Origin of the sequence: Microbacterium sp. LWH7-1.2 (assembly GCF_038397755.1) — a bacterium.
Lineage (GTDB): Bacteria > Actinomycetota > Actinomycetes > Actinomycetales > Microbacteriaceae > Microbacterium.
Genome location: NZ_CP151637.1, coordinates 2,882,757 through 2,895,288, shown reverse-complemented (window position 1 = coordinate 2,895,288; position 12,532 = coordinate 2,882,757). Strand labels below are relative to the sequence as shown.

11 protein-coding genes and 1 pseudogene are annotated in these 12,532 nt (G+C 69.9%); 5 read left to right on the top strand and 7 right to left on the bottom strand.

Annotated features, from left to right (window positions below; all coding sequences use genetic code 11):
- The first annotated feature begins 4 nt into the window (after window positions 1-4).
- Both MRBLWH7_RS13430 and MRBLWH7_RS13425 read left to right on the top strand, forming a co-directional pair.
- The gene (locus tag MRBLWH7_RS13430) at window positions 5-856 is read left to right on the top strand and encodes an ABC transporter permease (RefSeq protein ID WP_341995262.1); all 852 of its coding nucleotides are present in this window, start codon (window positions 5-7) and stop codon (window positions 854-856) included.
- Window positions 853-1,593 carry an ABC transporter ATP-binding protein gene (locus MRBLWH7_RS13425; RefSeq protein WP_341995260.1) on the top strand — a complete coding sequence of 247 codons (741 nt, stop codon included), beginning with the start codon at window positions 853-855 and terminating at the stop codon, window positions 1,591-1,593. The genes MRBLWH7_RS13430 and MRBLWH7_RS13425 overlap by 4 nt, the downstream gene beginning before the upstream one ends.
- Window positions 1,594-1,679: 86 nt before the next feature.
- On the opposite strand, the pseudogene MRBLWH7_RS13420 reads toward MRBLWH7_RS13425, so the two are convergent.
- A pseudogene (locus MRBLWH7_RS13420) lies at window positions 1,680-1,886 on the bottom strand (IS481 family transposase); the annotation flags it as partial.
- 207 nt (window positions 1,887-2,093) lie between these two features.
- Between MRBLWH7_RS13420 and MRBLWH7_RS13415 the strand changes: the two are divergent.
- From MRBLWH7_RS13415 to MRBLWH7_RS13405, 3 genes are read left to right on the top strand one after another with little or no spacing between them, the layout of a single operon-like run.
- Window positions 2,094-2,489: a metalloregulator ArsR/SmtB family transcription factor gene (locus MRBLWH7_RS13415; RefSeq protein ID WP_341995258.1), complete on the top strand. Its 396-nt coding sequence runs from the start codon at window positions 2,094-2,096 to the stop codon at window positions 2,487-2,489.
- 2 nt (window positions 2,490-2,491) lie between these two features.
- Window positions 2,492-3,472: an SRPBCC family protein gene (locus MRBLWH7_RS13410; RefSeq protein WP_341995256.1), complete on the top strand. Its 981-nt coding sequence runs from the start codon at window positions 2,492-2,494 to the stop codon at window positions 3,470-3,472.
- A gap of 17 nt (window positions 3,473-3,489) precedes the next feature.
- The gene (locus tag MRBLWH7_RS13405; RefSeq protein WP_341995254.1) at window positions 3,490-4,368 is read left to right on the top strand and encodes an alpha/beta hydrolase; all 879 of its coding nucleotides are present in this window, start codon (window positions 3,490-3,492) and stop codon (window positions 4,366-4,368) included.
- Between the two features lie 200 nt (window positions 4,369-4,568).
- Here MRBLWH7_RS13405 and MRBLWH7_RS13400 read toward each other — a convergent pair whose 3' ends face one another.
- The 6 genes from MRBLWH7_RS13400 to MRBLWH7_RS13375 form a co-directional block, all read right to left on the bottom strand.
- Window positions 4,569-5,252 carry a response regulator transcription factor gene (locus tag MRBLWH7_RS13400; RefSeq protein ID WP_341995252.1) on the bottom strand — a complete coding sequence of 228 codons (684 nt, stop codon included), beginning with the start codon at window positions 5,250-5,252 and terminating at the stop codon, window positions 4,569-4,571.
- Window positions 5,249-7,774: a DUF4118 domain-containing protein gene (locus tag MRBLWH7_RS13395; protein ID WP_341995250.1), complete on the bottom strand. Its 2,526-nt coding sequence runs from the start codon at window positions 7,772-7,774 to the stop codon at window positions 5,249-5,251. Before MRBLWH7_RS13395 ends, MRBLWH7_RS13400 begins: the two co-directional genes overlap by 4 nt.
- Window positions 7,775-7,913: 139 nt before the next feature.
- On the bottom strand, window positions 7,914-8,528 hold the full coding sequence (gene kdpC / locus MRBLWH7_RS13390) for a potassium-transporting ATPase subunit KdpC (protein WP_342002052.1): 615 nt from the start codon (window positions 8,526-8,528) through the stop codon (window positions 7,914-7,916).
- Window positions 8,529-8,542: 14 nt separating this feature from the next.
- The gene (gene kdpB / locus MRBLWH7_RS13385; RefSeq protein WP_341995249.1) at window positions 8,543-10,747 is read right to left on the bottom strand and encodes a potassium-transporting ATPase subunit KdpB; all 2,205 of its coding nucleotides are present in this window, start codon (window positions 10,745-10,747) and stop codon (window positions 8,543-8,545) included.
- Between the two features lie 3 nt (window positions 10,748-10,750).
- Window positions 10,751-12,433: a potassium-transporting ATPase subunit KdpA gene (gene kdpA, locus MRBLWH7_RS13380; RefSeq protein ID WP_341995248.1), complete on the bottom strand. Its 1,683-nt coding sequence runs from the start codon at window positions 12,431-12,433 to the stop codon at window positions 10,751-10,753.
- Window positions 12,433-12,522, bottom strand: coding sequence for a potassium-transporting ATPase subunit F (locus MRBLWH7_RS13375; protein ID WP_116195031.1), 90 nt, complete (start codon window positions 12,520-12,522; stop codon window positions 12,433-12,435). Before MRBLWH7_RS13375 ends, kdpA begins: the two co-directional genes overlap by 1 nt.
- Window positions 12,523-12,532: the final 10 nt, after the last annotated feature.

Genomic DNA, 12,532 nt, shown 5'->3' with positions numbered 1-12,532 from the left:
CCGAATGACGACGCAGACGTCATCGATCGGCACGAGATCCGAGGCAGGCAGTCTCGCGCCTCAGCCGCGCCGCGCACCCAAGCGCACCCACTGGTGGTCACGGATAAAGCCGCTGCGCGCCGCCGGTCCGATCATCGTCCTCGTGTTGTGGCAGCTCACGACGATGACCGGACTGGTGCCGCCGACGGTGCTGCCCCCGCCCAGCGAGGTGTTCACGACCGGCTGGGAGCTCTGGCAGACCGGCGAGCTCCAGATCCACCTGCTGATCTCGCTCCAGCGAATCGGATACGCAGTGGTGCTGGGCGTGAGCATCGGACTGGTGCTGGCCATCTTGGCGGGCCTCTGGAAGGTCGGCGACGCGCTGATCGATCCCCTCATGCAGATGATGCGCACGGTGCCCGTGCTCGCACTGGTGCCGCTGTTCATCCTGTGGTTCGGGATCGGTGAGCCCTCCAAGGTCCTCATGATCGCGCTGGCGGTGGTGTTTCCGGTCTACCTGAACACCTATGCGGGCATTCGCGGAGTGGACCGAAAGCTCATGGAGGTCGGGACGATCGTGCACCTGTCGTCGATGGGACGGATCCGGCACATCGTGCTGCCTGGCGCGCTGCCCGGGTTCCTCACCGGCCTCCGGATGTCGCTGGGCGTGGCGTGGCTGATCCTCGTGATCAGCGAGCAGGTCAATGCCACGGAGGGCATCGGGTACCTCATGAACAACGCTCGGCTCTACCTGCGCACGGACGTGATCGTGCTCGGGATCCTCATCTACGCGCTCGCGGGCTATCTGTCCGACCTGCTGGTGCGCCTCATTGAGAAGCGCGCCCTTTCCTGGCGGCAGGGATTGGAGACGGTATGAGCACTCAGGCACCGAAGCTGGCAGACAGCGAGGTCGGCTCCCTGGTCGCGTCTTTGCGGGATGTCTCGCGGGCGTTCGACGACACGAAGGTCCTTTTCGACATCGACCTCGACATCCAGCGCGGCGAGTTCGTCGCCCTCCTCGGACGTTCGGGGACAGGCAAGAGCACGTTGCTACGTATCGTGACGGGGCTGGACAAAGGCGCGACAGGAAGCATCACCGTGACGGACCGCGTCTCGGTCGGCTTCCAGGAACCGCGACTGCTGCCCTGGAAGAAGGTGTGGCGCAACATCGTGCTGGGTCTCACCGGCCCCGACCTCCGGGGACGCGCGAACCGGACGCTGCACGAGGTGGGGCTGGACCATCGTGCCGACGTGTGGCCGCTGACCCTCTCCGGCGGCGAGGCGCAGCGCGCGTCGCTCGCACGCGCGCTCATCCGCGAGCCACAGCTGATGGTGCTCGATGAACCGTTCGGGGCGCTCGACGCCCTGACGAAGATTAAGATGCACGCGCTGTTGCTCGACCTGTTCCAAAAGCACAGGCCCGGCGTGCTCCTGGTGACGCACGACGTGGAGGAGGCGATCCTCCTCGCCGACAGGGTTCTGGTGATGGACGTGGGGCGCTTCGTATCCGACACGCAGATCGACCTGCCTCACCCGCGCACGAAGGCGGGCGACCGTTTCGTCGAACTCCGGACGAAGCTGTTGGCCGATCTCGGCGTCACCGATGTCGCCTGAGCCCTCCCCGTTCCGTCTGCGGTAGGCGGCGGCCCGACGGACGCGCGCACCTGCAACGACTGTGCCTTGGGGATGGAGCGGAGCCGTGTCGGCGAGGTTCGTGGGCGACGTGAGTTCGGATCGAGCGCCGCGGCCGGTCCGTCGGTGACAACGCGGGCGCGCAACAGGTGGAATGTCGTCCGGGAGATGCGGTGCTCCACGCAGAACGTCGTCACCGCCCCTCGCGGCCCGTCATCAGGCCACTGGGAGATCGCCAGGCGGACACGAGGATCAACGGGATCATTTCTGCTCACCCAGACACGAGAGCGGCGGAACTGTCAGCGCGAAGGCCACCGGAAACATCGCCGATGTCCTGATGCGGATCCGTCACCGAAGTCCAAAGTCATCACATAGCGGCCCCGCCACATAGAACGGCAGTCAGGCCAAGTCAGTCACGGCGATGCGATTCCAAGAGCCGCAGGGGTTGACGGATGCTGCGACCAGAGCTAACGTACAACCAAATGGTTGTAGGAATTGAGCTCAGCGATGACGAGATCGACCGCGTGTTCCACGCGCTGGCAGCGGCGACCCGGCGCGACATCCTGCGTCGGACGCTCTCGGGCGAGTACTCCGTGTCGGCGCTCGCCCGCGAGTACGACATGTCGTTCGCCGCGGTGCAGAAACACGTCACCGTGCTCGAGGCCGCCGGCCTCATCGTCAAGCGTGCCGAGGGGCGCGAACGCCTCGTCCGGGCGGATCCCGAGATGATCGCCCGCGCGCGCGCACTGCTCGCCCGCTACGAGGAGATGTGGCGTGCCCGCATCGACCGGCTCGACGCGCTGCTCGCCGAGCCTGCCGGATCGTCCGGCACCACCGAAGAACCGAAGCACGATCAACGCAGGAACGAAGGAGAATGACGATGCCCGTCACCGACGTCACCACCGATCCCGAAGCGCTCACCATGACGCTCACGGCCGAGTTCACCGCTCCGGTAGAGAGGCTGTGGGAGGCCTTCACCGAGCCGCGCCAGCTCGAGCGATTCTGGGGCCCTCCCGGCTACCCCGCCACGTTCACCGAGTTCGACCTCACTCCCGGCGGCCGCGCGAGATACCACCTGACCAGCCCGAAGGGCGAGGAGTACCACGGTGTGTGGGAGTTCCTCGAGATCGACGGACCCCGCAGCTTCACCGCACTCGACTCGTTCGCCGACGCGGACGGCAGGGTGCTGGCAGAGATGCCGACCTCGCGCATGGTGTTCACGTTCGACCAGAGCGCGACAGGGTCGCGCCTGGTCAACACGACGCACTTCGACTCCGCCGAGGCGCTGGAGAAGGTCGTCGCGATGGGCGCGGTCGAGGGTTCGACGATGGCCATCAACCAGCTCGACCGCGTGCTCGAGGGACTCCGCGCCTACTCCGCCGGCAAGGGCACGCAGACCGAGATCCTCGACGACACCCACGTGCGCATCACGCGGCTCATCGAGGGACCGATCGATCTCGTGTGGCGCGCGCACCAGGAGCCCGAGCTGCTCGAGAAGTGGATGCTGGGCCCCGACGGCTGGCGCATGTCGGTGTGCGAGGTCGACCCGTCCGTGGGCGGAAAGTACCGCTACGAGTGGGAGCCGCTCGAGGGCACCGAGGGTGAGACCTTCGGGTTCGACGGCGAGACGGTGCTCTCCGAGGCGCCGCGCCGCGCTGTCACCACCGAGCACATGACCGGGACCGACTACCCGTCGACGCTCAACGACCTCAACCTCCACGAGGAGGACGGCGCCACCCTCATCACGCTCCTGATCGAGTACCCCGACAAGGAGACGCGCGACATCGTCCTCGCCACCGGCATGACCGACGGCATGGAGGCCAGCTACGGCCGCCTCGAGGGCGTGCTCGCGGGCGTCTGAGTCCGGGAGGAGCCGAGATGACCGAGAACACCGTCGAGCGGACCGTCACCACCCACGTCGTGGGTGGTGGCGACGACGCGATCACCTACGACGTGCATGGCGATCTCGCCGCGGCAAGCCCGGATCGTCCGCCTCTGTTCCTGTTCGCGGGGCCGATGGACGCGACCGGGTTCGAGCTGCTCGCCGGGCAGTTCGACGACCGTCCGGTCGTGACCTACGACCCGCGAGGGGCCGGTCGCAACCCGGTCGGCACCACAGACATCAGCCCCGAGCGGCACGCCGACGACCTGCACCGGGTCATCGGGGCGCTCGGCGTCGGCCCGGTGGATGCATTCGGCTCCAGCGGAGGGGCGGTGAACCTCCTCGCCCTGCTCGCCGCGCACCCGGACGACGTGCGGATCGCCGTGGTGCACGAGCCGCCGCTGGCGGAGCACCTCCCCGATCGCGACGCGGTGCTCGCGGTGGTGGCCGACATGAAGCGCACCTACGCCGAGCAGGGCGACGGCGCCGCCATGGCGAAGTTCATCCCGTTCGTGATGCTCGACGGCCGGATCCCCGACGACTACCTCGACCAGGCGGCACCGGACCCGGCGATGTTCGGGATGTCGCCGGTCGACGACGGCACGCGCACCAACCCGCTGCTGCGCAACATGCCGGCGATCATCGAGTACCGCGTCGATGTCGAGGCGCTGCGTGCGCGAGGCGACCGTCTGGTGATCGCGGCGGGCGTCGAATCGGGCGAGACGATGGCGGCGCGCGGCGCACGCACGACGGCGGCCGCGATCGGCGTCCCGGTGACGGACTTCCCGAGTCATCACGCCGGCTTCACCGATCAGCCGGGGTATCCCGGCGACCCGGCGGGGTTCGCCGCTCGCCTCCGCGAGATCCTCGACTGATCGCCGCACTGTGTGCAGTTGCGCCCGCAGTACCCCGGGGGTCGAGGAGGAGCGCCAGGGCTTCGGTTGAGAAACCGAGAACGTGCGGGCAAACCGCGTACCGCGTGGTTTCTGCGCAGGATCGTGGTTTCTCGGACGGGACGGATGCGGCGGGGCGCAGCATCCGTCCCTCACCGCCCGCCGCGGGGGCGCGCGGCGGGTCAGGCGGCGGTGTCGGCGAGCAGCCGGTAGCCCATGCCGGACTCCGTCAGCAAGTGCGCGGGGTTGCCCGGGTCGGACTCGAGCTTCTTGCGCAGCTGCGACATGTAGAGCCGCAGGTAGCCTGTGTCGGCGACCTGCTCGGTGCCCCAGATGTCCTTGAGGAGCGCCTGCCTCGTCACGAGCGAGCCGGGATTGCGGGCGAGGAACTCGAGGATCTTCCACTCCGTCGGCGTGAGGTGCACGCGCTCGCCCGAGCGGGTGACCGTCTTCGTCGACAGATCGACGACGACGTCTCCGAAGGTGACGACCGGGACACCGGATGCTGCGGTCACGCGTCGCGACAGCGCCCGGAGCCGTGCGAGCAGCTCGTCGATCTGGAACGGCTTGGTGACGTAGTCGTCCGCGCCGGCGTCCAGTGACTCGACCTTGTCGGCGGAGCCGGTGCGGCCCGACACCACGATGATCGGGGCCGTGGTCCAGCCCCGCAGCGCCTCGATGACCTGCACGCCGTCGAGGCGCGGCATCCCGAGGTCCACCATCACGATGTCGGGGTGCTCCTTGGCGGCGAGGGCGATCGCTGCGGCTCCGTCGGGTGCGGCGATGACCTCGTAGCCGTGCGCCGCGAGCGTGATGCGCAGCGCCCGGACGAGCTGGGGATCGTCGTCGGCGATCAGGACCTTCACGTGGGCGACCTCTGTTCACTGGGAATCGCGTCGGCGACCGGGAGCGCGATGACCATCGTGAGGCCTCCGCCGGGGGTGTCCTCGGGGGCGAGGGTGCCTCCCATGCCTTCGGTGAACCCCTTCGACAGGGCGAGGCCCAGCCCGAGTCCGGCGGTGTTGTCGGTGTCGCCCAACCGCTGGAACGGGACGAACATGTCGTCCCGACGCTCCGGAGAGACGCCCGCGCCGTGGTCGATCACTCGGATCTCGGCCGTGCGGCCGAGGCGGCTCGTCGAGACGCGCACACGCGAGCCCGCCGGGGAGTGGCGCGCGGCGTTGGCGAGCACATTCACGAGCACACGCTGAAGCAGCACAGGGTCGGCCTCCACGAGCGGGAGGTCGGGGTCGAGCGCGAGCTCGAAGCGGTCGGGGCTGCCGCCGAGCTCGTCGAGCGCGGCCAGCACGACGCCGGCGCTGTCGACGGGCTGCAGCGACACCGCGAGCACGCCCGCCTGCACGCGGCTGACGTCGAGCAGGTCTGTGACGAGGGCGGCCAGCGTCGCGAGCGACTCGTCGGCCGTCGCGAGGAGCTCGGCGCGGTCATCGGGCGAGAGGTTCGGTCCCGCCGCCCTGAGGCCGCCGACGGCGGCCACCGCGGCCGCCAGCGGACGTCGCAGGTCGTGGCTGACGGCCGACAGGAGCGCGCTGCGCACCTGGTCGGTCTCGGCGAGAACCCCGGCCCGCCGCGCGGTCGCGGCGAGGTCGGTGTGCTCGAGGGCGGCCGACAGCTGGGCGGCGACCGCGTCGATGAGCCGGCGCTCCGAGGCGTCGAGCACGTGGCCGTGCAGCTCGAGCATCGCCGGGGGGCCGCCGTTGCGGCGCGAGACCGTGACCGCCTCGTAGCGGCCGTCGCGCACGGGCTCGCCGTCGGTCGCGACGACGGTGCCGTCGGCGTCGACGAGGCGCACGCCCGCGAGCCCGAGCGACTCGCGCGTGCGGCTGATCAGAGCGGGCACGGCGGATTCGCCGCGCAGGACGCTGCCCGCGACGTTCGCGAGCAGTTCGGCCTCGGCCTCGGCGCGGCGGGCGGACCGCGCCGCGCGCGCGGCGCGGTCGACGATGAAGCTCACCAGCACGGCGATCACGACGTAGAGGACGAGCGCCCAGACGTTGCGCGGGTCGGCGACCGAGACCGTGTAGTACGGCGCCACGAAGAAGTAGTTCAGGGTGAAGCCCGACATCACCGCGGCGAAGACGGCGGGCCAGATGCCGCCGACGAGCGACACCACCACGACGAGCAGCTGGTACGCCAGCACGTCGCTCGTGATCGTGTCCTCGCTGCGGATCGACACCAGCAGCCAGGTCAGCAGCGGTCCGCCGATCAGGGCGAGCGCGAACCCGAGCACGCGGCGGCGCACGCTGAGGGCGCCACCGGTCATGCGCGGCAGGGGGAACCGGTCGCCGGCCGCGTCGTGCGTCACGATGTGCACGTCGATGTCGCCCGACTCGCGGATCACCGTCGCCCCGATGCCGGGTCCGGTGAAGAGCTTCGCGAGGCGCCCCCGCCGGCTCACGCCGATCACGAGCTGCGTCGCGTTCACCGAGCGGGCGAACTCCACGAGCGCACGCGGGATGTCGTCGCCGACGACCTGGTGGTACGTGCCGCCCAGCGACTCGACCAGCGAACGCTGCGCGGCGAGGGCGCCCGGGTCGCCCGAGCGCAGGCCGTCCTGGCTCGACACGTGCACCGCGAGCAGCTCTCCGCCCGCGGACCGGGCGGCGATGCGGGCGCCGCGGCGCAGCAGCGTCTCGCCCTCCGGGCCGCCGGTGAGGGCGATGACCACGCGCTCACGCGCCTGCCACGCGCCCTCGATCCCGTGCTCGGCGCGGTAGGACTTCAGGGCGCTGTCGACCTCGTCCGCAAGCCACAGCAGAGCGAGTTCGCGCAGAGCCGTGAGGTTGCCGAGCCGGAAGTAGTTCGACAGGGCCGCGTCGATCCGCTCTGCCGGGTAGACGAACCCCGCCGAGAGGCGATCGCGCAGCGACTGCGGCGAGAGGTCGACGACCTCGATCTGATCGGCGGCCCGGACCACGGCATCCGGAACCGTCTCGCGCTGCGCGACGCCCGTGATCTGCTCGACGACCCCGCCGAGCGACTCGATGTGCTGCACGTTGACGGTCGTGATGACGTCGATGCCGGCATCGAGCAGGTCGGCGACGTCCTGCCAGCGCTTGGGATGCCGCAGGCCCGGCGCATTCGTGTGGGCGAGCTCGTCGACGAGCGCGATCTCGGGGTTGCGCTCGAGGACGCCCTCGAGGTCCATGTCGCTGAGCTCGACGCCGCGGTGCGACACGACTGTGCGGGGCACGGTGGGCAGCCCGTCCATGAGCGCTGCGGTGGCGGCCCGCCCGTGCGTCTCGACGACGGCGATCACGACGTCGCGCCCGTCGTCGGCGAGGCGGCGGCCCTCTTCGAGCATCTCGTACGTCTTGCCGACGCCGGGCGCGGCGCCGAGCAGCACCCGCAGCTTCCCGCGCTTCACGTGCTCACCCTATTTCCTCCTGATGCTCCTGGGTTTGGGGCGCACTTCGTGCGTTCGGGGCGCACGGCTCGCGCCCCAAGTGACAGCGGTGCGCCCCAAACCCGGGAGAAGGGGACGGATGCCGCGGCCTGGGGCACTGTCAGGACCCGAGGGCGTCGAGGGCGAGGTTGAGCTCGACGACGTTCACGCGGGGCTGGCCGAGGTAGCCGAGGTCGCGCTGCTGGATGTGCGCCTCGACCAGGGCCCGCACGTCGGACTCGTCGAGGCCCCGCGTCGCCGCGACGCGCGGAACCTGCAGCAGGGCGTACGCCGGGCTGATGTGAGGGTCGAGGCCGGAGGCCGACGCGGTCACGGCGTCAGCGGGGATCTCCGATGGGTCGACATCCTCCAACTCGGCGATCGCGGCCTGGCGCTCCTCGATCGCCGACACGAGATCTGCGTTCTCCGGACCCCAGTTGCAGCCGCTGGATGCCCCGCCGTCGTAGCCGTCCCCGGCGGCCGAGGGTCGTGACTGGAAGTACTCGGGAAGCGCGTTGCCGTCGGCATCCGTGAAGGACTGACCGATGAGAGCCGAGCCGATGGTCTCACCGGCCGTGTTCTGCACCGTCGACCCGTTCGCCTGCCACGGCAGGGCGAGCTGGCCGATGCCGGTGATGAGAAGCGTGTAGCCGACCCCGAGGACGAGGGTGAAGACGAGCATCGCGCGGACGGCGACGCCGGCGGTGCGGAAGGTGGTGCGCGTGGACACGGGGATTCTCCTTGTCGGGCTCAGAAGCCCGGGATGAGGCTCACGACGAGGTCGATGAGCTTGATGCCGATGAAGGGGGCGATCACACCGCCGAGCCCGTAGACGAGCAGGTTGCGGCTGAGGATCTGCGAGGCGCTCGCCGGGCGGTACTTCACGCCGCGCAGGGCGAGCGGGATGAGGATCACGATGATGATCGCGTTGAAGATGATCGCGCTCGTGACCGCGGACGCGGGCGACGACAGGTGCATGACGTTCAGGGCCGCGAGGCCCGGGAACACGCCCATGAACATCGCCGGGATGATCGCGAAGTACTTCGCGATGTCGTTGGCCAGGGAGAAGGTGGTGAGCGCGCCGCGCGTGATGAGCAGCTGCTTGCCGATGCGCACGATGTCGATGAGCTTCGTCGGGTCGCTGTCGAGGTCGACCATGTTGCCGGCCTCCTTCGCGGCCGACGTTCCGGTGTTCATCGCCACGCCGACGTCGGCCTGCGCGAGCGCGGGCGCGTCGTTCGTGCCGTCGCCGGTCATCGCGACGAGGTTGCCGCCCTCCTGCTCGCGCCTGATCAGGGCGAGCTTGTCCTCGGGGGTGGCCTCGGCGAGGTAGTCGTCGACGCCTGCCTCCTTCGCGATCGCCGCGGCCGTGAGCGGGTTGTCGCCCGTGATCATCACCGTGCGGATGCCCATCGAGCGCAGCTCGTCGAACCGCTGCCGCAGTCCGTCCTTGACGATGTCCTTCAGGTGGATCACGCCCAGAACGCGGCCCACGCCGGAGGCATCGAGTGCTGCGACCACGAGGGGGGTTCCGCCCGACTGCCCGATCGCATCGGTCTCGCTCGTCAGCTGGGCGCGCAGCGCGGGCGGGACGTCGGATCCGGATGCTGCGAGCCACGCGATCACAGCAGACCCGGCGCCCTTGCGCACCTGTGTGCCGTCGGCGAGGTCGACACCGCTCATGCGGGTCTGGGCGGTGAACGGCACGACGGTGGAGCCGGCGGGCTCGGTGACGTGGATGCCGCGCACGGCGGCCAGCTCCACGACCGAGACACCCTCGGGGGTGGGGTCGGCGAGCGACGACAGCGCGGCGGACCGCGCGAGCTCGTCGCCCTCGACGCCCGGCATGACGACGAAGTCCGAGGCCCGGCGGTTGCCGTACGTGATCGTCCCCGTCTTGTCGAGGAGGAGCGTCGTCACGTCGCCGGCGGCCTCGACGGCACGGCCCGACATCGCCAGCACGTTGCGCTGCACGAGGCGGTCCATGCCCGCGATGCGGATGGCCGACAGCAGCGCCCCGATCGTGGTCGGGATGAGGCAGACGAGGAGCGCGATCAGCACCGGGACGCTCACGGGCGACGCCGCGTACGAGGCGATCGGGTTCAGCGTCAGCACGACGATGACGAACACGATCGACAGGCTCGCGAGCAGGATGTTGAGCGCGATCTCGTTGGGCGTCTTCTGCCGCGCGGCGCCCTCGACGAGCGCGATCATGCGGTCGACGAACGTCTCGCCCGGTTTCGACGTGATGCGCACGACGATACGGTCCGACAGCACGCGGGTGCCGCCGGTGACGGCGGAGCGGTCGCCGCCGGACTCCCGCACCACGGGGGCGGACTCGCCGGTGATGGCGGACTCGTCCACGGTCGCGATGCCCGACACGATGTCGCCGTCGCCGGGGATGAGGTCGCCGGCTGTCACGATGACGACATCTCCGAGCTTCAGGTCGAACGAGGCGACCTCGACCGTCTCGGCACGCTCGGCCGCGGCATCCGTGACTCCGTCGTACGCGGTGACACGACGCGCCATGGTCGAGGTGCGGGTCTTGCGCAGCGACGCGGCCTGCGCCTTGCCGCGGCCCTCGGCCACCGACTCGGCGAGGTTCGCGAACAGCACGGTGAGCCAGAGCCACACGGCGATGCCCCATGTGAAGCCGAACGGCACAGGGGTGCCGCCGGACTCCTCGGCGCCGCCGAGGAACGGCTCCGCGATCGCGATCACGGTGGTGAGTGCTGCTCCCACCCACACCAGGAACATGACGGGGTTGCGCCACAGCGCGGCAGGGTTGAGCTTTCGCAGCGCGCCGGGCACGGCGCCCCAGAGCTGTGCCGCGCTGAACGCGCGGGACGACGGCTTCGCAGGTTTCCGCGCGACCGTGCCCGCGACGGGGCGTGCGGTCGGCTCCCCCGCCTCGGTCGTTGATCGAGCGAAGCGAGTCGAAACGTGAGTGGACATGGTTCAGACGAGCCCTTCCGCCAGGGGACCCAGCGTGAGAACGGGGAAATAGGTGAGTGCGGTGATGACGACGGCGACGACGGCGAGCAGGCCGACGAACTGCGGGCGGTAGGTGGGCAGCGTGCCGGCCGTCGAGGGCACGGGCGTCTGGGCGGCGAGCGAGCCGGCCAGTGCGAGCACCAGGACGATCGGGATGAACCGACCGAGCAGCATCGCGACGCCGAGCGCCGTGTTGAGCCACGGCGTGTTCGCGGTGAGCCCGGCGAACGCGGAGCCGTTGTTGTTCGAGGCCGACGTGAAGGCGTAGAGCACCTCGCCGAGGCCGTGGACGCCGGGGTTCCAGATCGAGGTCGACTCCACGTCGGACCGGATGGCCGGGATGCCGAAGCTCAGCGCCGTGCCGGCGAGCACGAGTGCCGGCGTCACGAGGATGTACAGGCTCGCGAGCTTGATCTGGGTCGGCCCGATCTTCTTGCCGAGGTACTCGGGCGTGCGGCCGACGAGGAGCCCGCCGACGAACACCGCGATCACGGCGAGCACGAGCATGCCGTACAGGCCCGACCCGACGCCGCCCGGCGCGATCTCGCCGAGCATCATGTTGATCATCGGGATCATGCCGCCCAGCGCGGTGTACGAGTCGTGCATCGAGTTCACGGCGCCGGTCGAGGTGAGGGTGGTCGCGCCGGCGAAGAGCGTGGAGCCCCAAATGCCGTATCGCACCTCCTTGCCCTCCATCGCGGCGCCGGCGAGCTGCGGCGCGGTGCCGAGGCCGATCGACTCGAGCCAGGTGACGGCGGCGATCGAGACCACGGCGATAGACGCCATGACGGCGAGGATCGCGTAGCCCTGGCGGTTGTCGCCGACCATCTTGCCGAACGCGCGCGGCATGGCCACGGGGATCGCGAGGAGCAGCAGGATCTCGAGCACGCTGGTCCAGGGTGTCGGGTTCTCGAACGGGTGTGCGGAGTTCGCGTTGAAGAATCCCCCGCCGTTGGTGCCGAGCTCCTTGATCGCCTCCTGGGAGGCGACCGGGCCGCCCGGGAGCAGCTGGGTTCCGCCGGACACCGTGCCGACCTCCACGAACCCGTTGAAGTTCTGCACCACGCCAGCGATGATCAGCGCGATCGCGGCGAGGATCGACAGGGGCAGCAGGAGCCGGACGACGCCGCGCGTGAGGTCCACCCAGAAGTTCCCGATCGTCAGCGAGCCGCGGCGGGCGAATCCGCGCACGAGGGCGACGGCGACGGCGATGCCGACGGCGGCCGACACGAAGTTCTGCACGGCGAGCCCGGCCAGCTGAACGGTGTAGCCCAGCGTGAGCTCGGGTGAGTAGGACTGCCAGTTGGTGTTCGTCACGAACGAGACGGCGGTGTTGAACGCCAGGCCCTCGGGCACCGGGGGAAGCCCCAGCGAGTACGGGAGCACCGCTTGGAAGCGCTGCAGCGCGTACACGAACAGCACGCCCATGAGCGAGAACGCCAGCACGCCTCTGGCGTACGCCTGCCAGGTCTGCTCCGACTTCGGGTCGACGCCGACGAGACGGTAGCCGACGCGCTCGACGCGCCAGTCCTTGCCTGAGGTGTAGATGTGGGCGATCCAGTCGCCGAGCGGGCGGTAGAGCAGCCCGAGGATCAGGATGACCATCGCGATCTGCAGGATGCCGGCCCACACGGTGGTGGCGTCCATCAGAACTTCTCCGGCTTCACGAGGGCGACGACGAGGTAGACGATCGCGGCGAGGCCGAGGACGGCCCCGACGAGCGAGAAGACGATCACAGCTTCTCCA

Coding starts and splice junctions, on each gene's coding strand:
- MRBLWH7_RS13405 (WP_341995254.1), top strand. CDS start 3,490: ATGACCGAGAACACCGTCGAGCGGACCGTCACCACCCACGTCGTGGGT.
- kdpA (WP_341995248.1), bottom strand. CDS start 12,433: ATGGACGCCACCACCGTGTGGGCCGGCATCCTGCAGATCGCGATGGTC.
- MRBLWH7_RS13410 (WP_341995256.1), top strand. CDS start 2,492: ATGCCCGTCACCGACGTCACCACCGATCCCGAAGCGCTCACCATGACG.
- MRBLWH7_RS13415 (WP_341995258.1), top strand. CDS start 2,094: ATGGTTGTAGGAATTGAGCTCAGCGATGACGAGATCGACCGCGTGTTC.
- MRBLWH7_RS13430 (WP_341995262.1), top strand. CDS start 5: ATGACGACGCAGACGTCATCGATCGGCACGAGATCCGAGGCAGGCAGT.
- kdpB (WP_341995249.1), bottom strand. CDS start 10,747: ATGTCCACTCACGTTTCGACTCGCTTCGCTCGATCAACGACCGAGGCG.
- MRBLWH7_RS13425 (WP_341995260.1), top strand. CDS start 853: ATGAGCACTCAGGCACCGAAGCTGGCAGACAGCGAGGTCGGCTCCCTG.